Origin of the sequence: Lachnoclostridium sp., assembly GCF_031997925.1 — a bacterium.
GTDB lineage: Bacteria > Bacillota > Clostridia > Lachnospirales > Lachnospiraceae > Lachnoclostridium.
In genome coordinates this window covers 53,054-73,604 of sequence record NZ_DAMADT010000003.1, presented here as the reverse complement: position 1 = coordinate 73,604, position 20,551 = coordinate 53,054, and the positions used below count along the sequence as shown (strand labels likewise).

Sequence of the window (20,551 nt, the reverse complement as noted above, 5' to 3'; positions counted from 1 at the left end):
TTTGTACAAGACAATAGGGTTACCAGCCCTTGTTGTATACACAGTGCAAATGATGTTAAAACTCAAAATAGAATAGAGCCGTAAGAATAGAAAGGGGTGTGATTCTATGAAACTTGAAAAAATAAGCGATACTCAAATTCGATGCACACTGAATAAGGAAGATCTTATGGACCGGGAACTACGCATTAGCGAATTAGCATACGGTAGTGACAAAGCGAAACAGCTCTTTCGAGAGATGATGCAACAGGCTGCTTATGAATTTGGTTTTGAAGCGGAAGATATTCCACTGATGATAGAAGCAACACCGGTATCGGCAGATTGTTTGGTTCTTGTGATTACTAAAGTAGAGGACCCAGATGAACTAGACACTAGATTTTCAAACTTTACACCTTATGCATCTGATGATGATGACTTAGAGGAAGAGGAAGAAGAGGAAGATGCTTACGCAGATGAGATTTTAAATTGTTTTGAACACCTTGGTGAATTACTTGGTAAACGCGATAAAAGTAATACTTCTAAGCAAGAATTTGTTCCAAACCAAAAGCAATCCGAACAACAGGCGAAGGCTAACGAGGAGTTTGTTCAGTTAGCAAGCTCTCTCTATAAAATATTCTCCTTCCGTAATTTAAGCGAACTCACCAACCTAGCAAGAATCATCGTACCATTTTATCAAGGATATAACACATTATATAAAAATCCGGTAGATTCTAAATACTACTTGGTAGTGCATATCTCAAGGCATACACCAGAAGATTTTAATAAGGTATGTAACATTATCTCCGAATACGGGAAGTCAGAGAAGACAAATTACGCAAGTATTTCCTACTACAAAGAACATTATGATGTCATAATTGCAGACAAAGCAATTCAAAAATTAAATTCATTATAATGACTTGAAAACTCTTACACAATTTAAAAAATTATATAGAAAATGGGCTGTAATTCTACAGCCCATTTTACTTTAAGTTTTTATATTATCGAAACTAGATGCATGTTTCGATAATCAGGTTGATGGTGCAAAAAACGCACCTTTTTATTATCGAAACTTGATTCCTGTTTCGATAATCAGATTGATGGTGCAAAAAACTCACCTATATTATTTTGCTTCCTCAAAAGCATTTAATTTTGCAACTAACTCGTCCACATCGATTCCATGAACCATACATGCTTCTTCTAATGTCTCTCCTTGAGCCGATGGGCATCCTATACAATGCATTCCGGTATCTAATAAAATAGGGATTAAATTCTGGTCAATTGCAATGATATCTGCGATAATCATATCCTTCGTAATTTTCATATTTATTACCTCCTTATGAGTAAAACCTCTCCATATAAACACGACATCGTGTTCATTACATTATAGTTTACCCAATAGTTGTCGTCAAGCCTCTTAAAAAGAAATATTTTCTTAAAAAGATTATAAAGAATTACTCAAATATCCACTCTTTCTATATATAGCTATTTTTATTGGACAGATAAGGATGGCATAAAATTTGACTTGTATTCTTTGTCCATTTAGAGTAAAATGATATCACAAATATTTAAAGGAGGTAAACAAAATGGCATACGTAATTAATGATGGTTGCATCAGCTGTGGAGCTTGTGCAAGCGAATGTCCAGTAGGAGCTATCTCTGAAGGCGCTTCTCATTACGAGATTGATGCAGATGCATGCTTAGATTGTGGCGCTTGTGCATCTACTTGCCCTACAGGTGCTATCGAGGGTTAATTAAAACATAGGAATCGTTAGATTCTATCAATAGACATACACATCATGTGATTCTATTGTCATGATAAGGAATATTATCATGTACAAAAAAGAGCTGTTGTATTTGATACAACAGCTCTTTTTTCCTTTGGTAATCTTGATACATTTACTATATCCTAACTTTATTTTTCTTAAAAAATTTACTTTCCTTTTTTTTATTATTACTACTATATTCTCTTGTTGCAGCTACCTGACCTTTCGTTTGTGTTTCACGGATAAGCCTATCTAGCTGTTTAAAGCGTTCCTCTTCTCTTTCTTCTCTTAACCTCATGCGATAATCAATCTCTTTCACTACAGAGTCCGATACCGTTTTGCTAATGTCCTTTGCTAAATACTGTGTGTTTTCTTGCATTGCGTCCACCATAATTCCCTGCATGATTTGTATAAATTGTTTTACTTTATCTTGATTGTTCTTCTCAGGCTTAATGCCAATAGCCTCTACTTCTTTGGAAACTCTCACTTCCTCCTCTACGATCTCCACAGTTTGTTCGATATCGTATGGTTTTTTTTGTTCTACCACATCATGAAACTCTAAGGAATCCCCATTTTTTTTCGTTACCTTTTCCATTGTCTGCACGTCTATTATCGCTCCTTTGGCATCCAAATTATCTAGCTTTTTTAATTCCTCCATACTATCTAAATTCATTGCATCACGCCACTTCGAATATTGAGTACGTAAATTCTGCTGTGCCTTTGTACCAAAAAGCCCTGTCGCTACACCTAGTTTGTCCTTAAACAAATCGATACGTCCAGGCTCCATGGAAAATAACTTATCTATGTAAGGCAATATCATCTGAATGACCTTAAAAGAAAATCCTTCATTCTTTAATATGTTTACTGTTTTTAATAATTCTATATGCTGTAGTTTATAATATCGATATCCTAACTCATTGCGGGGGATATCCAGTTCCAATTGTTCTTCCATATATCGAAGCTCATTTGGCTTGACCTCAATCATCTTTGAAGCCTCCGTTATCATATAAATCCTATCTTTCATATGCGTCCTCCGAAATGTAATAAATTTCCACTTCCTAATTATAACATCTGGACATTGAAATGCAACAACTCGTCCCAATGTTTTAAAAAAACCCTTCGACAGTAATCTGTAAAAAAAAAGAGGGTGTTGCAAAAACACCCTCTAAAACTTTATACTTTGTCGATTCTTTTTCAATTAACACCCATTGTATACCACATCAGCTTGCAGATGTGCTACTACCAGATATAAGAGAATGTACGCTTCGCGAACTTTCCCTTAATAAAAATGTGAAAATTGTTTATTACTTTTACATTATCGCTCTAAGTTCGCAAACTTTGTAAACTGAGATAACCAAGCAAGTTTTACAGTACCTGTCGGACCATTTCTCTGTTTACCAATAATAATTTCTGATACACCAGCATCCTCTGAATCATGATTATAATAATCATCACGGTAAATGAACATAACAACGTCGGCATCCTGCTCAATCGCACCAGATTCACGAAGGTCAGATAGCATCGGACGTTTATCTGGACGTTGTTCTACTGCACGAGATAACTGAGATAATGCAATTACTGGACAGTTAACCTCCCTAGCTAAAGCTTTTAAAGAACGAGAGATCTCCGAAATTTCTTGTTGTCTCGATTCAGATTTCTTACCACCTGACATCAACTGAAGATAGTCGATAATAATTAAACCAAGATTATGTTCTAACTTAAACTTTCTGCACTTTGAACGCAGCTCTGTTATCGAGATACCTGGTGTGTCATCAATGATTAGACCAGACTCACCGACAGTTCTTGCACTCTCCATTAATTTTGCCCAATCCTCATCATTTAGCTCACCGCTTCGGATTGCTTGAGAGTCAACTTTGGAGTTCATCGATAAGATACGATTTACAAGTTGGTTCTTTGACATTTCCAGACTAAAAATTGCTGTCGTTATTTTATTTCGTACTGCAACATATTCTGCTATATTTAAGACAAACGCTGTTTTTCCCATAGAAGGTCTTGCTGCAATCAAAATTAAATCCGATGGCTGTAAACCAGCCATCTTATAATCCAAATCATAAAAACCAGTAGCGATACCTGTTACGCTGCCTTTATTCTTTGATGCTGCCTCAATACTATCCAGAGACTTGATAACAATATCTTTGATACTTACAAAATCACCAGAACTACGATTTTGAACAATGCTAAAGACATCTTTCTCTGTCTGCTCTAAAACCGCTTCTACCTTTTCTTTATCAAGATAGCACATGTTGGTGATTCCTTCTGTCACCTTAATTAAACGACGAAGCAATGCTTTTTCACTAACGATTGTTGCATAATATTTTACATTCGCCGAGGTTGGAACCGAACGAATCAAATCACTGATAAATTCTAAGCTACATAACTCCGGAGGTACTTCCTTTTCTTTTAATTTACTCTGTAGTGTAATTAAATCAACAGGTTTTCCTTCCTGAAATAGCTCTATCATAGCATCGTATAATACTCCATACTGATGCTGATAAAAATCTTCTGCATTCAATATTTCAGAGGCAGTAATAATCGCATCACGGTCCATAATCATGGAGCCAATTACCGATTGCTCGGCTTCTGCACTATGCGGTTGAATCTTCTTAATAAATGCCTCATCCATGGCTAATGCTCTCCTTACAGACTATCTACTTTTACCTTAAGTTCTGCAGTTACTTTCGGGTGTAGCTTTACCGGTACGGTATAAGTTCCCATGTTCTTAATTGGATCATTTAGTACAAGTTTCTTCTTATCAATGTCATATCCTAATTGCTCTTTTAATGCAATTGCAATTTCCTTTGTAGAAACAGAACCGAATGTTCTTCCACCCTCACCGGATTTGATCTTTAATAAAATACTCTTTGACTCAATTTCTTTTGCAAGGGCCTGTGCCTGTTCTAAAATCTCTTGCGCAAGCTTTGCCTCTGCTGCTTTTTGTAACTTTAAATCATTCAAATTCTTAGGAGTTGCCTCTAATCCTAATTTTTTTGGTAGGATAAAGTTTCTAGCATATCCGTCACTTACGTTAACCACTTCGCCCTTCTTTCCAAGAGCTTTTACATCATCTAATAATATAACCTGCATCTATATGTCTCCTTCCTCTGTCATCTTTGTTAATACATCCTTTACTTTTTGCATTGCTTCTGCAAGTGTGCAATCACTAAGCTGTGCACCTGCTACACTCATATGACCGCCACCTCCAAGTTTTTCCATAACTACTTGAACATTTAATTCATCAATAGAACGTGCACTTATATAAATCTTTCCATTGAAATGTGTGAATACAAAGGACGCTTTCATGTTGTTAATATTAAGAAGCTCATTTGCCACCTGTGCACCAAGAACGGTTGGACTATCAACACCCTCGCTGCTACACTCTGCAAATGCATACTTATCCATGAAAACTTCGGTTGAAGTGATCGCCTCAGCCTTTGTTATATATTCTGGCATCTCGGTACGAAATGCCTTTCGAATCCTCGTAACATCAGCACCACTACGACGAAGGTATGCTGCAGCTTCAAATGTTCTTACTCCAGTTTTGTTTAAGAAATTATTCGTATCAATCACGATACCTGCATACATCGCATCTGCTTCGCACTGACGAAGTTTTAGACCATCGCCAATGTATTGTAAAATCTCTGCAACCATCTCACAAGAAGAGGAAGCATATGGCTCAATATAGGATAATACTGCATTTTCAACAGCTTCTCCCGTTTGACGGTGATGGTCAAGGATTACTATTGTTTTTGTCAATTCCAATAACTCAGGGCATTCGGTGTAACTAGGCCTATTAACATCTACCACAATTAACAGGGTATTCATATCAACCGCTTGTATCGCACTGGAACTATTTAAAAACATATCTTCCTCATAGTCCGGATTGTTTGTAAACCTTGAAAGTATTGGACGAACTGAACTTGTAACCTCGTTTATTACAATATGAGCCTTTTTCCCTAAGGTTTTTGCAATTCGGTACATACCAATCGCTGCACCAAAAGAATCTACATCTCCAATGGAATGACCCATGATTACAATTTTATCTTTTGCTTCCACAAATTCTCGTAACGCATGTGCTTTTACTCTTGCTTTTACTCTTGTATTTTTCTCAACAGTAACACTCTTTCCACCATAATAAGAGATTTTTTCACCCTCTTTAAGCACTGCTTGATCGCCGCCACGACCTAGGGCAAGATCAATTGCTGCACGAGCAAATTCATAACCTCTCATATAAGTGTCTGCATTCACTCCAAGACCCATACTGATCGTAACTGACATCTCATTTCCGATATTAACGCTACGTACTTCCTCAAGTATTGAGAAACGATTGCTTTGAAGCTGTTGCATGTATTTGTTTTGGAATACAAAAATGTACTTATCTTTTTCAATCTTCTTAATTACTGCATCGATACTTTGCATGTACTTATTAATTTTTCGGTCCACGAGAGCTGTCAGTAAGGATCTACGAACCTCATCTACACTCTCTAATGCCTCTTCATAATTATCAATGTAGAGTAGACCAATAATTTGGCGCTGGTCACGATTTTCCTTCTGTAATGCCACAATTTCAGTCTCATCATGAAGGTACATTGCAATTAAATATGAGGTATTTTGAATCGTTGTTTCATCTTCCATATAGTAGCTATCTTCTTCAAAATCCGGAATCGAAACGCGTCGTAAAACTACCTTATAGTTTGCATCACCATAAGACAAATGCACTTCCACATCCATTTCACTGAACGGTAAAATATCGTTCGTAATCTCTGGAAAAATATTTGTAATCGCATGTCGTGCCCTACGTTCCGAATGAATGATATCGCAAAATTCATCATTTGCCCATAGCATCTTTCCGGTACTATCAATAACTGCATAGGGAAGTGATAGTTCCTTTAACAGCTTACTTTGCACTTGACCATAGTTTGATGCAAAACGTACCATATCTCCCATGATACTAGGACGTTTTACAAAAAACAGCGAAAGTGCTATCACAAGGTACAACACTACAAAGCAAGTCATAACTACACTTGCCTTTCGGTCAATCATATATATGCAAATATTCATAACCACTAATAATGAGGTAAGTAAGAGTGGCCATCTTAAATAAGCTCGTAAGGATCCACTTAATCTTCTTCTATTTCTCATATAAACTCCCATCTGCGTGCTTTAGCACGCATGCAAATCAGGATATCGAAAATTGTTTTCTATCATTTTAATAATCCCATCTGCATGCTTAAACATATAATTACAAAGAAAGAAGGCAGTTCTAAAATACTTTTTTCTTTCTTCCTATATGTTCTAGCCAAGGATGTGATATGTATCCCGTTTTGCAGTTAACCCTTAGTTTCTGCTGTTAAGATTCATATAACACAAGCTTTAAGACTGCAATTGTATTCTTCATTATACCATCTTAGGCGCGATTAATAAAGCCCCTTTTCAATTGTTACCCAAATTTCAATCTCTAGAACTATTTCTAATCTTCGTAAAAAAGATAATTGGTATTTCGGGGATAATTACCCAGAAGAAGATAAATGGAACATTTTTATTAAAAAATGGAACTATACTTTCCTTAATTTCGTCTAAACCATGTATCTCAACATGGTTGAAATTACAAAGGAAAAGGAGAATTATTATGAAAAAATCATTATGTTTATTGCTATCAGCAACCTTAGCTTTTACTATTACCGCTTGTTCTGGGAAAAAGGAAGCAAGTGACGTGGATCCTACCACTACACCAACAGTGACAGAAGCTCCTACAACAGAACCTACTAGTACACCGACCGAAGCTCCAGTTAATACACCAACTGCAGAACCTACTGCTGAGCCTACAACGGAGCCTACTACCGAGCCAACGAAAGAACCTACCGATGTACCTACAGAAGCACCAAAAGCAACTGCCCAGCCTACAAAAGCACCAGAAGCTACGAAGGCCCCTGCAAAGACACCAGCTCCAACAAAAACTCCAACAAAAGCTCCAAGTAAACCAACCAGTACTCCAAAGCCAACTAGGACTCCAAAACCAACAAAGGCCCCTACTCCTACCCCAGAAGCTCCAGCAGAAAAGAAAAGCTTAGAAGATATGATGAGTGCTATTCTAGACGGAGTTGACCTTCCAATGGTTATGAATACACCAATTGATGAAGATCATTTTTCCTATTTTTTAAATATTGATGTAATTCCTGGGGCAGAGGCTCTCGCTTCGGATGCTGCTATTATGTCTACAGCACATTCCGTCGTACTCTTACGTGTTCCAAGCACAAGTGATGTGAAAAGTGTTGCAAAAGAGGTGGAAGCAAATGCAAATCCAAGAAAATGGATCTGTGTAGGTGCTGAAAAAGTATCAGTTTCTTATAAAGATGACGTTATTTTATTAGTTATGTCTAAAGAAGAAACAGTGGATGCGATTGTTAAAAATTTTGAGAACCAATAACAATATTTCAAATGCTGCTTAGTAAATTTGTGGCAAACTTTATACCCTGCCGAATTAGATGGGTGTTTACATTGTATATCTATGATTACTTATCGTGAACTAAAAAAAGAACAGACTAAAATACCCTGAGTCTATTGACGGATAATTTAGTCTGTTCTTTTTTATGTCTTATAACTTAACTTTTAATAATCTAAACTAATGATTAAAAGAATAGATCTTCTGTTTCCTGCTTTGCTTTCGCATCATTATAACAGTACCCTAAAAATGTCTGAAAATCTTTATTAAAACATTTTTCCAAATCCTTATCATAACCGACCATCATTTGAGGTTGAGATTCTTGATAATATTGTAATAATGCCCCTGCATCTGCCTTGCAGGCATTGATCTCTAGCTTTTTCTTATTCATGTTAAACGTACGAACTAAACTTTGAGAGTGCTTTCCACTTCTGCTGAAATAATATGCCCATACAAATTCCGTATGATCTACAACATGCATATAGGCTCCAGATTGATAAAACGTGTACTTTCTTCCTGCAACAATCTTCTTACCAATCAGATTCCCCTTACTAAACTCCAGCTCCAACTGTGAAAGAGAAGCTTTATTATTGCTATCTAAAAACTTCTTAATGTATTTATCTGAACTGCCAGCAAATAATCTAATCAGTCCAATAATTGCAACAATAAACATAATTGCAGCTCCTGCTGTTAGAATATAAACAAGAGTAATATCCATACCATTCACTTCTTCATCAAAGATAGCATATGGAATGGCATCTTCTGGTACAACTTCAAAATACTCCTCTAGCGTCTCATTATAGTACTGCAAAATCTTCCCATCCATTTTCTTAAAAGTACCTGTGATTTTGTGCGTCTTGGATGGGTATGTATCATTATATAAATCATCCATTATACTTTCTAATCCATCTTTATTCGCGTTGCTAACTTTAATTCCGTAGATAACTCCGTATTCCGAAGCTTCGTCAAAGTAGCCTCCTAGATAACATAGACTTGTTGTTGTAGTTTTATTCGTCTTAGTATTTGTACTGGTTTCTTCTGCAAATGTTCCAAATACCAAATCTACGTCTAGGGTCACATATTTTCCTTCTAACTCTTCTGGATTCCATTTACCAGATAGCTCTACCGGCCCTTTTAGAATAGCGATTATTCCAAATTTACTAGCCACAAGCATCGCAATAGCTACTACAACGCTAATAGCGATCCATTTTAAATTATAATTTCTATACCTATATTTTAGATCTTCAACCATGAGGTCCCCCTTTTTTCGTCATTGTCATAGTATTAACAAGCACTCCAGAAATACATATCGACATGTTTTAGAAATACATAACTCTTTTTTTATTTTATCTTATGAAAATTTAGTTAAAATTAATACTCATTCTATAATAACGATTAATTTCCTTTCTCCATAAGATATCTCCTGCTATAAGGAATCTCCACCAAAAGCATACCAATCCACCCAAGTAGACTTGCAAATGCTACACCAACCATTCCCACCTTGGGTACAAGCAGAAAAACAAAGAATACTCGAAGAGATATCTGCGTTATCGTACCAACCAGTGTTATCTTCATATCCCCCATTCCTCGGAAGAATCCCTGTAATCCATTTGTAATTGCAGGCAGCAAGTAGAAAAATGCCATATAACCCAAATAAGTAGTACCCGCATTTATTAAAACCTCTTCTTCTCCCGAAACAAAAAGCTTCATAATCGGTGTCTTAAACAATGTAATGACAATGCATATAATCCCCCAATATAAAACTTCTACAAAAAGCCCATTACTTAGTCCCTTTCTCATCCGTTCCTTCTTGCCAGCACCTCTATTTTGAGCTACAAAGGTCATCATAGCACTCGCTATGCTTTGCTCTGGTGTAAATGCAAAATCATCTACCCGATTTACCGCATTAAAAGCTGCCATCATATCTACCCCAAGAGGATTGATTGCTCCTTGGATTAAAAGCTTTCCGATAGGCTGACAGGATTGTTGCAGTGCAGTTATTGAGCCATGTTTTAAAGTTTCTTTCAGTAAAAAACGATCAAATTTTAACTCCGCTCTTTCTAGACGAAGCAATGATACCTTACGGTTTATGTAGATGATACACAATATCGCAGATGCTGCCTCTGCAATTATGGTTGTTAGTGCAGAAGCTGCAATCCCAAATCCAAGGCCTGCAATAAAAATTAAATCTAGTAGCCCATTTAATATTGATGCAAACGAAAGAAATAGAATTGGAGTTTTCGAATCTCCTACACTTCGAAGTGCTGATGCAAATGTATTATAAAGATATGTAAATGGCATACCTAAAAATATTATTTTTAAGTAGATAGACGCATCTCCTAAGATATCATCCGGTACCTCCATAAGTCTTAGAATTCCTGTTGAACATAGAATTCCAAGCAATGTAATAACTACAGAGAAAAACGCTCCGAACAATAACGTTGTAGATAACTCTTTCTTTAAATCCTCATATTTACCTGCCCCAAACAAGCTACTCATCAGTACGGATGCACCGATACAAATTCCTGTGATACCAAGAATCACAATATTCATAATTGGATTTGCAGTTCCTACCGCCGCCAGGGCATCCTTTCCGATAAATCTACCCACAATAATGGAATCTACTGCATTATAAGTTAATTGAAAGATGTTTCCCAATATAATTGGAATAGAAAAACCAATTAATTGCTTTTTGATATTTCCTTCGGTTAAATTTTTCATAACTATTTTGCCTCTTTCGTTTTATTACCTTACCACTATGCATTCCCTCATTATATCACTGGCTTTCATAAAAAGGAACATAAAATCAAACTAAAAAACGGAAACAAGAAGTCTATAAAGAGTACGCTTACAATTAAATAGTAAATTTAAAAATTTGGAAAGGACTGTACACGGGTTGATAAAAATCAGCCGTGTACAGTCCTTTCCAATCCTGTTTATGTAACGTTACTTTTTAAGCGTCGCCCTTATCGCCTATGAAGCTATTCTCAGATTTATTCAAGGCCAGATCCACAATACTCGCAAACCGCGTCCGCTCCGGGAGCAACCATATTCCTAGCACCACAGCTTTTACACTCAAAAACCCTTGGCTGACTTTCAAACACAGGTGATGAACCCTCTAAATCCGTTACTTCACTTGTTTTCGAAATACCAGCCCGCCTCAGTGTATTCTGCACAAATTTAGCAATATCATCCGGATCACTGTTCACATTTATAGTATTACCTTCACCAAATATTTTACCAAACTTCCTCTGCATATTATCCATCATTGCTTCTACTTCAGGACTATTATCCGATACTACTTTACCATTCACAATCACAGTCTGTGTTCGAAACGTTGTGCTTGACTTATCATTATTCTTCTTAAAAATCGACATGATCTTCTGCCTCTCTAAATTCTATTTTACTTCCACTTCATCATCGACCCACAATATTCACAATTTACAGCAGAACCTTTTAATATCCTATTAGATGCCCCGCAGTTTTTGCAGTTTACTTCAACGTATTCGTCCAATTTCGGCTTGTTGATTGGCTTCGTATTTGGTATAGTATTTGGCTCTAATCTTGGCTTCTCAGTCCTATAATTCTGAGAATGTTGATTATAACTTTTATTATTTATGTTTACAGTGTCTGTAAATCCCATTTTAACTATTGTATCCAAGTCTTTTTTTACTGAACCTAACGGCCTCCTTAATACAAGTGCTAGCTGGTCAACGTTAAAGGCTGGGTTCTGCCTATGCTGCTGTGCACATGTATAATATATCCTAGTCAGTCTTCTTCGCTTGAGGCCTTTTTTCAGCATTGTAACAAATAAAATAAATAAAATAAAAATAATAGATGTCGCAACAATTCCTGCTGTCTTTTCCTGGCCAAACATAGTCATAATACACCCTATTAATCCTAATCCAAAAATAAATGAGCAGAAGCCACCTATTGAAATTTGTAATAAGCCAATGACATTGTTATAATAAACCTTTCTATTTACGTTTTTATTTCGAAACAATTAATATTCCTCCTGCCTTAATCCTTCTCATCTCCATTGCTCTCTTTTTTATGAGAACCATAATATCATCAATTAAACTTTCCGCTGCTCCGGCCGATTCTTCCGAATTACTTTCTATCAGTTGCGCAAGCTCTGTTAGCTTAACAGCAATCACATCATCAGTTGCTACTGTTGCCGATACATCACAAAAACGAATTCCACATCCTATTCCCCCTTAACTTAGTTTTTCTCCACACTCCGGACAGAATTTAGGGCTGCCTTCAACTACAGTTTCACATTTTGGACATTTCTTTACTAAAGGAGAACCACATTCCGGGCAGAATTTATGCTTTTTACTATGAACAAGATTGCCGCATTTCGGACAAGGAACCGGTAATTCGTATCCGCAGGAGGAGCAATTGGTTGCACCTTCCGGTATATCTGCTTTGCAGTTAGGACATGGGCTGTATCTATTTCCGCACTCCGGGCAGAATTTTATATTTTCAGAATAAAACGTCCCACAATTATCACATTTTATTGTATTACTATTTTCAGATTCCGTTATACTAGTATCATACCCACAAGAAGGACAAAAACGAGCACCTGCCTCAATCGCCGCATGGCACTTTACACACTCCTTCTTATTCCCACCTGTTGTATTCAATGCATTTGAAACAGAGCCAAATTGGGTACCGATTGCATTTCCCACATTGATCCCCATTCCTAATCCCATTCCGGCACCCATAATACCGGACGAAACTCCACCTTGGTTATTTGCTGCACTCTCTAATGTATCGAAGGAACGCTGCTGTTGGTAATCATAACCTATAATATCCATTTCAGCACGCTTAGCCAAAGCATCCTTTAGCTTCTTTACTGCTGCATCCTCCTCCGGTACATTAATATCATTTACATAGAAATTTGCTAAACCAATACCGTAATCATCCATAGTCGGCTTGATTCGCTCTACGATATAATTTGACATTTCATCAAGATATGCATTAATTTCCAATACACTTATCTTCTTCTGAATGAGATAGGAAGAAATGGTATCTTTCGCCATTGTCAGATATAGTCCTCTAAAATACTGTAAAATACTATTATCGTCAAACACATTTAATGTTCCGACTAATTTTAACAGGAACTTCTTAGAATCTTCTATATGGATACCAAATTGCCCATAGGAACGAACCGGTATAAAAACCCCATATTTAGGATCCTGTATCTGTATTGGAGATGTTGTACCCCACTTAATATTCAAAGAGTAAACCTTATTTACATACCATACTTCAGCAGTAAAAGGAGATTTTCCTCCAAAGGGGAGATTAACAATCTTATTTAATAAAGGTATATTTGCAGTATCTAGTGTATGCCTTCCACCTCCGAAGACATCCAATGCCTTACCACCTTTAAACAGAACAGCTTCCTGTGATTCATTTACAATTAATTGTGTCCAGGTTCCTAATTCATTACTTGGATATTTCCATGCAAACACATTCGGTGCTCCATCATATTTAACTACTTCAACGATTGCCATATATCATTTCCCCCATATGTAGTAATAATAATTTTATTGTCGTTATCTTAACTGTATATTAATATTATGTGTGCTATATTAACCTTATTATACCACCTCGCCCAATATGTGACAATCGTCCTAGTGTATTTACATAAAAACTCACTAAAAAAGCCGCTACACAACCTAAGTGAAATATTTCACTTTCATCATGTAACGGCTATTTTCATTTAATTTTACTGGGATTAATCTAATGTGTATGGCATTAAAGCGATGTGACGAGCACGTTTAACAGCTACTGTAAGAGCTCTCTGGTGCTTAGCACAGTTTCCAGTAATTCTTCTAGGAAGAATCTTACCTCTTTCGGAAACGTATCTCTTTAACTTGTTTACATCCTTATAATCGATCTCTGTGTGATTCTTATCTGCACAGAAAGCACATACTTTCTTTCTTCTACGGGTCATACGTCTCTTCATTGGAGCGTCGCCCTTATCGCCTTTATCTTGTCTATTAAAAGCCATTATTATTTCCTCCTTATTCGATACTGTAGACTTACGCCTACGATTCTGTTCTTATACATATCAGGATTTTGTTTGGGTATTAGTTAAATGGTAACTCCTCGTCAATCCCGTCTGGAATGTTCATAAAACCATCACCAACAGCTGCGCTTGGAGTAGGTCTTGCAGATGGCTGATATCCACCAGACTCACCGCCTGATGCATTTTTACTTTCTGCAAATTCCTGCTCGTCCACGATAATCTGAACGCTGTAAACCTTTTGGCCATCTTTGTTCGTATAATTATCTTGTTGGATTCTTCCGGAAATTAAGATTCGAGTACCTTGTTTCAAATATTTTTCTGCAAACTCAGCATTTCTACCAAAAGCAGTACAGTTAAAAAAGTCTGCATCTGGCTCGCCTTCCCTCTTAAAGGAACGGTTTACTGCTAAGGAATATCTTGCAATTGCAAGAGAATTTGCTCCTTGGGAATATCTGATTTCTGGGTCTCTGGTAAGTCTACCCATTAAGATGACTTTGTTCATTTAAGGATAACCCCCTTTGTTATGCGTCCTGTCTAATGCATAAAAATCTGATTACATTCTCCATAATACGAAGTCTTTGTTCAACTTCGCTTGGAGTTGTAGAATCACCATCGAATTTGATGAAATAATAATAACCTTCTTTCATCTTCTGGATTTCGTAAGCAAGTCTCTTCTTACCCCAATCATCAACGTTAGTAATGTTACCGCCGAATCTTGTAATAAGCTCTTTTACAGCTTCCACTGTAGCGTTCTTTGCTTCATCCTCGATTTTTGCATTTACAACTAAGGATAATTCATATTTGTTCATAGTTGCGTGCACCTCCTTTTGGTCTCTGGCCCTCTTCTTTAAGAGAGCAAGGAATTAATATACATATCACAATTCGATATTATAGCATAATAGAAATGCTTGTGCAAGCCACAATTTATAGGAAACTTTAAAAAACATGATAGAAAATATCTTGTTTTTCTATACAAACTGCCCACAACCAAGGGGCACCCAGTAGTTGTAGGCAGATATAGTATAAGGAAAAGCACGTAGACAACTAGAGATATAAGGTTGCACGAAAAAAGTCAAAGCCTAAGAAGCACCTATTTCTAAAGTAGTAAGGTATGTTACTTACTTAGAATTGTTTTAACAAAATCATCTATCTCTGCCTTATCAGCTAGTACACTAGTTTTTCCATCCACGGTTACCGTATAACGTTCGGCATTATATGGATGATACTCTACAATCAATTCCTTACCATCTGTCTTTACAAGGGTTAGCGTTACTACTGAATCTCCTGCTACCGTCACAGCCTCTTTTAATGGCTCTGCCATCTTAAGACCAATCATTTGCTGATAGATGGATCGAAACTCGGTTTCGTCTGCCTCTTCTCCATCAACAAAGAAGGTTTCTGTAGTGGTAGTTTTACCATCCGAATCCGTATTATCCGTCCGCTTAATTTCATAAACTTTATTCTCTCCGGATGCAGATAATAACACCTTCTCAACATTTGATATATTAATCATATGAGTAAATTTGCTTAGAAGACTGTCCTTATCTTCTATTATAATTTTCTTTTCTACCGCATCCTTTGGCATTAGATAAGTTCGGTTCGATCCCTCTGGTGAAACATAGTAGTTCCCATCAGAATCGGTGTCTCCTATTAGGAGTGTGTAGGTCTTCTCCTCCCCTTCTGTAGATAAGTATCGTACAAAAACCTTTGCCCTAGGGTTCGTAAGACCATACTTTTTCTGATTCTCTGCCTTATAATCAATTCCTTTACTAAAAGAAAATACGGTATAGTTAGAAAGTATTTCACTTGTCATTGTATTATCCATATTGATTGGATTTACATAACCATCTTTCATAAACCAAGGATAAGTCCCCATTCCACTATAATCAGTAGGATTATTTTCATCGTATTCCATATGAAAATCACCATATGATTGACTTGTTACCTTAACTTCTCGAATATTGTCTGCGGTAATCGATGGAGAACTTTCCACATCAAACAGCTCTTCCTTAGTAACTGCATATTTTGTTCTAGTGGCCATAGGTATTACGTATACGGTATCATCTGATGTTGTTCCAAAATAATCAGTGTCTGTTGGGAGTTTATCCCCGATTTGTAACGAATATTCCTTGCCTTCAGTCGTTACTGCTTTTATCAAGATACTTGGTTGATTAAGGCCATATTCGGATAAATCTTCTGGATTTTCTACCACCATGCGTGTTGCTGATAATTTTGCGATTCCTGCTGCCATTGAGGTGAGTTTTGACTGACTAAGAGGATAATCCTCTTCTCCTTGTAATATCCAAGTATCCCCTTCTTTTACAAAGGCAAAGTTTTCATCCTTCGAAGTCACAGTTAGATTGACAATACTATCTGCCTCGAAATCATTCAACATTACTGAATTATCTTCAGCTTCTTTCTCCGCTTTTTCTCTTTCAACTCTATTATTGTGCGACTTTAGCATCCCGTAGCCTATCCCTGAGAGTATTAGGACTAAAAGTAAAAGAATGATTGTAATCGTATTTTTCTTCTTTTTCTTATTCATAGGCACTATTTTCTCCTCCTGCGAACTACAACCGTGATGCCAGTTGCAAGGAAGAACAATGGAAGTAATACAACAGTGACAAGACCGATTCTATCCTTTTGCGCTGTATTCATAGATACCATTGGCTCATCTAGGCTGGTGGAACGAATCGATAGTGCATTTTCCTGACCCGACATCGCATTAATTGTGTTAATGATTAAGTCAGCATTACCAAAGCTGGTGGTTTTTAAATATTGATCCTCTAGGAATGCTTTACCGGTATAAACAGCGATTCTTGTTTCTTTCTCTCCAACTGCCTCTTTTACTTCAAGCCCGAGAATAAATGGACCTGGAATATCATTTTCCTCTTTTTCCGCTACGGTGGAGTTTACGTTAATCTTAGAGTATGCTTTGTCAGACGTCTTTAAGATGGTATTGGTTTCTATCGTATCTCTTAAATCATTACGTATTGCAAGTCCGCTTCCTACCGGTACTACAATGTATTTTTTATCCTTAATATTTTTAACAAACTCATGACTTGAGATTTTTGGTACTAAGAGTGTCGGATATCTACTACTTATCGTATACTGAGAATCTCCTTCAACGACAAGACCATCTACAACATCTACCCCGTAATAATTTAAAAGACTTACTACATTAGGCAGAGAATTAGTGACATAATCAACGAAGAAGATTGCATCGCCACCTTTGGCTAAGTAGTCCTTAAGAAAGGCTGTCTCTTCTTCTGTCAAATCGTATTGTGGCATATTGATGAGCAAAACATCACAATCTTCCGGAACAGACTGTGCCGTTAAAGAACTGAATTCTGTTGCTGTAATATTATTGTCCTTATACAAACCAGATAAATACGAAGTTACGGAAGCCTCCCCATGCCCAGTCAGAGTATAAACTGTTGGTAAATCTTCATTCGTTACAAATGAAATTGCAGCATCAATCTGCTCTTCCACCTTTAACCCTGTCACATCGTATTGGTAGGTAGAACTGTTAATTTCATAATCAAATAAGTTCTGATAGGGAATATATTTTGCTACATTGGTATCTTCATTTACAACAAGAAAGCTCTGTGCACCAATTTCATCCTCCACATACTGAGAAGCAAATTTCGGATATTGAACTGGGTCTTTATATTTTACTGATACCTTACTATTTAGATTGTCATAATTATCGACGATACGTTTAAACTCATCGATCTCACCACCGCTTTCTACTAGATAATAAATCGTAATATTATGATTGATATTCTTAATGAAATCTTTTGTCTCTTCGGTTAGAGAATACTTGTCATCCTCGGTTAAATCCTTTTTTATACCAAGCTCCTGAACAAATAAATTAATTAGCAATACAATGACGATTACAACCGAAGAAATTATTGTTGCATAGGCTCCTCCCTTAAACTTACGACTCTGAAAGGAGGATTTGATTTTTTTACCTAAGTTATGTTCTCTTTTCTCACTCATGACGTTTTCCCCCTCCTAACTCCATCTTCTCTTTTTTATCACTTGAATCGTTAAGAATACAAAGATTCCTATTATACTTAGATAATAGACTATGGAGGATAGATCAAAAACTTCGAACACAAAACTATCGAATCTTGTGCTAATCGTTAACCAGTCAAAGAATTTTACCACGGAGCCATCATAAATACTTGGTTTTATTAGATATAATCCGATAACACCCCCGGCTCCTAATAACCCAACCAAGATTGTAAAAGTTATGTTATGCATAAGGACATACGTGATGATTGCAAGTAGTAAAACAAGAAGCAGAAAAACCTTTACTGCTGTAAAATTATCGGTTGGAAGTACTTGCCCAAGTGTAGAGCTAAGCGTTGTTATCAATACCACCGCGAAGGTAATAATCGCTGCAAGTGCCTGACTTTCCGTCATCGCTGAGATAAACAATCCGATGGCTAGGTAAGCCGCACCCAGAAAAAAGAAAGCAAGTATTGCCACATAGGAGGAAACTAAATTTACATCCCCATACTTACTAAGTACGAGTGGATAAACACCTGAGATCACCATTACAATTGCAAAAATTGTTAAAACTGCAGCATATTTTCCAAATATAATTCTCTCTATGGAAACTGGTGAAGTTAATAAAAGTTGATCTGTTTTCTGGCGATTTTCTTCTGCCATAATTCGCATCGTAATCATCGGAATTAAAAGTGTAAAGAAAAAACGTATCCCATAAAGAGAATACGAGAAATTTGCATATCCGGAATAAACATTATTTATATAAAAATAAAGTCCGATGAAGAATAGAAAGAATGAAATAAATAAATAGCCGATAATGGAATTAAAATAAGCTCTAAGCTCTTTTTTATAAATTGCTATCATCGTTGATATCCTCCTCTCCATTCTCTTTTCCTAAGCCATTTTCTTGATCTAGTATATTTTCTAGCTCTAGTATATTTTCTTGATCTAGTATATTTTCTTGATCTTTTTCCTGATCTTTTTCTTGCTTTTTTTCTTCCTCTAGATTATTCTCTTCACCTTTTGTTAACTCCAGGAAGATATCTTCAAGAGTTACCGATGTTGTATGCATTTCAAAAATTGGGCACTTCTGTTTTGCAAGGGCATAAAAGACCTCCTCACGAATATCCATGTCAAGACTTTGCCCAATGGATACCTCGATTAGATGTGTTTCTTCATTTTCCTTCACTTCCAATTTCTCAATTCCATCTAAGGAGTTAAGAGCCTCTATTACAGTACTTTTATCACCCTTTATAGAAAGTGATAAATTATTCGTACCTTTCTGATGCTTTGCTAACATCTCTGGTGTATCACTTACTACAAGCTTACCATGATTTATAATCATAATCGTATCACAAATCGCACTAATCTCTGAAAGGATGTGAGAACTTAATATAATTGTATGTTGTTTGGCAAGATCACGAATCAAGTCACGAACTTCAATAATCTGCATAGGGTCTAAACCTACCGTAGGTTCATCTAAGATAATTACTTCTGGATAACCAATGATTGCTTGTGCAAAACCGACTCTTTGGCGATAACCTTTGGAAAGGTGTTTAATTAAGCGAAACTCAACCTCCTTAAGCCTTACGCCTACTATAATTTCTTCAAGCATTGCCTTTCTCTGCGACTTTGGTACTTTCTTAAGTTCTGCTACAAATTCCAGATATTCTCGAACAGTCATATCGGGATAGACTGGCGGTTGTTCTGGTAGATAGCCAATACTTTTTTTCGCTACTTCCGGTTCTTCATACATATCGTGCCCATTAATAATTACCGTTCCTTCTGTGGCTGATATGTAGCCTGTAATCATGTTCATGGTTGTAGACTTACCAGCTCCGTTTGGGCCTAAAAATCCCAATATCTGTCCGCGTTCTACTGTAAAGCTAAGGTGATCAACAGCCAAATGATTTCCATACTTCTTCACCAAACCTTTTACTTCAATCAACTTCTTCTCCTCCTTTTAATCCAATCCATGAAACTCCCTAATTTTACCGCCCCATTATTCTAGTGATACAGGTAAATGGTAACAACTTATTGTGAAGAAATGTGGAAAATATTGTGTTTTTTCTGTGAATAAAAAAAACATGGTACTAAATCTTTTGGACTTAATACCATGCTTTTTACATGCAATATTCTTTCTATAAAATTGTTATATCTGATAGTATCCTTATGCTTTTTTCTATATATACGATTCTATTTTTATCAATTCTGCTTTTATCACGATTCTATTTCTATTGCGATTCTGTTTTTATTACGGTTCTGTTTTATTACAATTCTATTTTTATTACAATCCTT

The 20,551-nt window shown here is 36.4% G+C and carries 21 protein-coding genes; 3 read left to right on the top strand and 18 right to left on the bottom strand.

Going from position 1 to position 20,551, the window contains the following annotated elements; all coding sequences use genetic code 11:
• Positions 1–106: 106 nt before the first annotated feature.
• On the top strand, positions 107–889 hold the full coding sequence (locus RTP52_RS03290) for an adaptor protein MecA (protein ID WP_312100977.1): 783 nt from the start codon (positions 107–109) through the stop codon (positions 887–889).
• Positions 890–1,096: 207 nt separating this feature from the next.
• Here RTP52_RS03290 and RTP52_RS03285 read toward each other — a convergent pair whose 3' ends face one another.
• Positions 1,097–1,297: a DUF1858 domain-containing protein gene (locus tag RTP52_RS03285; protein ID WP_312100974.1), complete on the bottom strand. Its 201-nt coding sequence runs from the start codon at positions 1,295–1,297 to the stop codon at positions 1,097–1,099.
• 262 nt (positions 1,298–1,559) lie between these two features.
• Here RTP52_RS03285 and RTP52_RS03280 point away from each other — a divergent pair, with 262 nt between their 5' ends.
• The gene (locus RTP52_RS03280) at positions 1,560–1,727 is read left to right on the top strand and encodes a DUF362 domain-containing protein (RefSeq protein WP_012201749.1); all 168 of its coding nucleotides are present in this window, start codon (positions 1,560–1,562) and stop codon (positions 1,725–1,727) included.
• Between the two features lie 148 nt (positions 1,728–1,875).
• Here RTP52_RS03280 and RTP52_RS03275 read toward each other — a convergent pair whose 3' ends face one another.
• From RTP52_RS03275 to RTP52_RS03260, 4 genes are all read right to left on the bottom strand, one after another.
• Positions 1,876–2,763 (bottom strand): MerR family transcriptional regulator, encoded by an 888-nt coding sequence (locus RTP52_RS03275; protein ID WP_312369222.1) that lies wholly within the window; start codon positions 2,761–2,763, stop codon positions 1,876–1,878.
• Positions 2,764–3,054: 291 nt separating this feature from the next.
• Positions 3,055–4,383 carry a replicative DNA helicase gene (gene dnaB / locus RTP52_RS03270; protein ID WP_312100964.1) on the bottom strand — a complete coding sequence of 443 codons (1,329 nt, stop codon included), beginning with the start codon at positions 4,381–4,383 and terminating at the stop codon, positions 3,055–3,057.
• Positions 4,384–4,397: 14 nt separating this feature from the next.
• Entirely contained in the window at positions 4,398–4,844 is a 447-nt protein-coding gene (gene rplI / locus RTP52_RS03265) for a 50S ribosomal protein L9 (RefSeq protein ID WP_312369221.1), read from the bottom strand.
• Positions 4,845–6,899 (bottom strand): DHH family phosphoesterase, encoded by a 2,055-nt coding sequence (locus tag RTP52_RS03260; RefSeq protein ID WP_312100958.1) that lies wholly within the window; start codon positions 6,897–6,899, stop codon positions 4,845–4,847.
• 487 nt (positions 6,900–7,386) lie between these two features.
• On the opposite strand from RTP52_RS03260, the gene RTP52_RS03255 reads away from it, so the two are divergent.
• Positions 7,387–8,184, top strand: coding sequence for a hypothetical protein (locus RTP52_RS03255; RefSeq protein ID WP_312369219.1), 798 nt, complete (start codon positions 7,387–7,389; stop codon positions 8,182–8,184).
• Between the two features lie 202 nt (positions 8,185–8,386).
• On the opposite strand, the gene RTP52_RS03250 is transcribed toward RTP52_RS03255, so the two are convergent.
• The 13 genes from RTP52_RS03250 to RTP52_RS03190 all read right to left on the bottom strand — a co-directional run bounded on the left by RTP52_RS03250 (position 8,387) and on the right by RTP52_RS03190 (position 20,201).
• The gene (locus RTP52_RS03250; protein ID WP_312369217.1) at positions 8,387–9,451 is read right to left on the bottom strand and encodes a DUF6709 family protein; all 1,065 of its coding nucleotides are present in this window, start codon (positions 9,449–9,451) and stop codon (positions 8,387–8,389) included.
• A gap of 143 nt (positions 9,452–9,594) precedes the next feature.
• Entirely contained in the window at positions 9,595–10,926 is a 1,332-nt protein-coding gene (locus RTP52_RS03245; protein WP_312369387.1) for an MATE family efflux transporter, read from the bottom strand.
• A 266-nt stretch (positions 10,927–11,192) separates the two neighbouring features.
• Positions 11,193–11,576, bottom strand: a complete 384-nt coding sequence (locus RTP52_RS03240) for a hypothetical protein (protein ID WP_312100951.1) — start codon at positions 11,574–11,576, stop codon at positions 11,193–11,195.
• Positions 11,577–11,602: 26 nt separating this feature from the next.
• A complete protein-coding gene (locus RTP52_RS03235; RefSeq protein WP_312369215.1) occupies positions 11,603–12,202 on the bottom strand; it encodes a hypothetical protein in 600 nt (199 codons plus the stop codon).
• Positions 12,189–12,356 carry a hypothetical protein gene (locus tag RTP52_RS03230; RefSeq protein ID WP_312369214.1) on the bottom strand — a complete coding sequence of 56 codons (168 nt, stop codon included), beginning with the start codon at positions 12,354–12,356 and terminating at the stop codon, positions 12,189–12,191. The genes RTP52_RS03235 and RTP52_RS03230 overlap by 14 nt, the downstream gene beginning before the upstream one ends.
• A 60-nt stretch (positions 12,357–12,416) precedes the next feature.
• Positions 12,417–13,718, bottom strand: a complete 1,302-nt coding sequence (locus RTP52_RS03225; RefSeq protein WP_312369213.1) for an SPFH domain-containing protein — start codon at positions 13,716–13,718, stop codon at positions 12,417–12,419.
• Between the two features lie 224 nt (positions 13,719–13,942).
• Positions 13,943–14,218, bottom strand: coding sequence for a 30S ribosomal protein S18 (rpsR, locus tag RTP52_RS03220; protein WP_312100941.1), 276 nt, complete (start codon positions 14,216–14,218; stop codon positions 13,943–13,945).
• Positions 14,219–14,297: 79 nt separating this feature from the next.
• The gene (locus RTP52_RS03215) at positions 14,298–14,738 is read right to left on the bottom strand and encodes a single-stranded DNA-binding protein (protein ID WP_312100938.1); all 441 of its coding nucleotides are present in this window, start codon (positions 14,736–14,738) and stop codon (positions 14,298–14,300) included.
• A 19-nt stretch (positions 14,739–14,757) separates the two neighbouring features.
• The gene (gene rpsF / locus RTP52_RS03210; RefSeq protein WP_312100936.1) at positions 14,758–15,045 is read right to left on the bottom strand and encodes a 30S ribosomal protein S6; all 288 of its coding nucleotides are present in this window, start codon (positions 15,043–15,045) and stop codon (positions 14,758–14,760) included.
• A 305-nt stretch (positions 15,046–15,350) separates the two neighbouring features.
• Positions 15,351–16,781, bottom strand: a complete 1,431-nt coding sequence (locus RTP52_RS03205; RefSeq protein WP_312369211.1) for a DUF4340 domain-containing protein — start codon at positions 16,779–16,781, stop codon at positions 15,351–15,353.
• A 5-nt stretch (positions 16,782–16,786) separates the two neighbouring features.
• Positions 16,787–18,238, bottom strand: a complete 1,452-nt coding sequence (locus RTP52_RS03200) for a GldG family protein (protein ID WP_312369210.1) — start codon at positions 18,236–18,238, stop codon at positions 16,787–16,789.
• A 15-nt stretch (positions 18,239–18,253) separates the two neighbouring features.
• Positions 18,254–19,117 (bottom strand): ABC transporter permease subunit, encoded by an 864-nt coding sequence (locus RTP52_RS03195; RefSeq protein ID WP_312369208.1) that lies wholly within the window; start codon positions 19,115–19,117, stop codon positions 18,254–18,256.
• Positions 19,101–20,201 (bottom strand): ABC transporter ATP-binding protein, encoded by a 1,101-nt coding sequence (locus RTP52_RS03190; protein ID WP_312369206.1) that lies wholly within the window; start codon positions 20,199–20,201, stop codon positions 19,101–19,103. Before RTP52_RS03190 ends, RTP52_RS03195 begins: the two co-directional genes overlap by 17 nt.
• Positions 20,202–20,551: the final 350 nt, after the last annotated feature.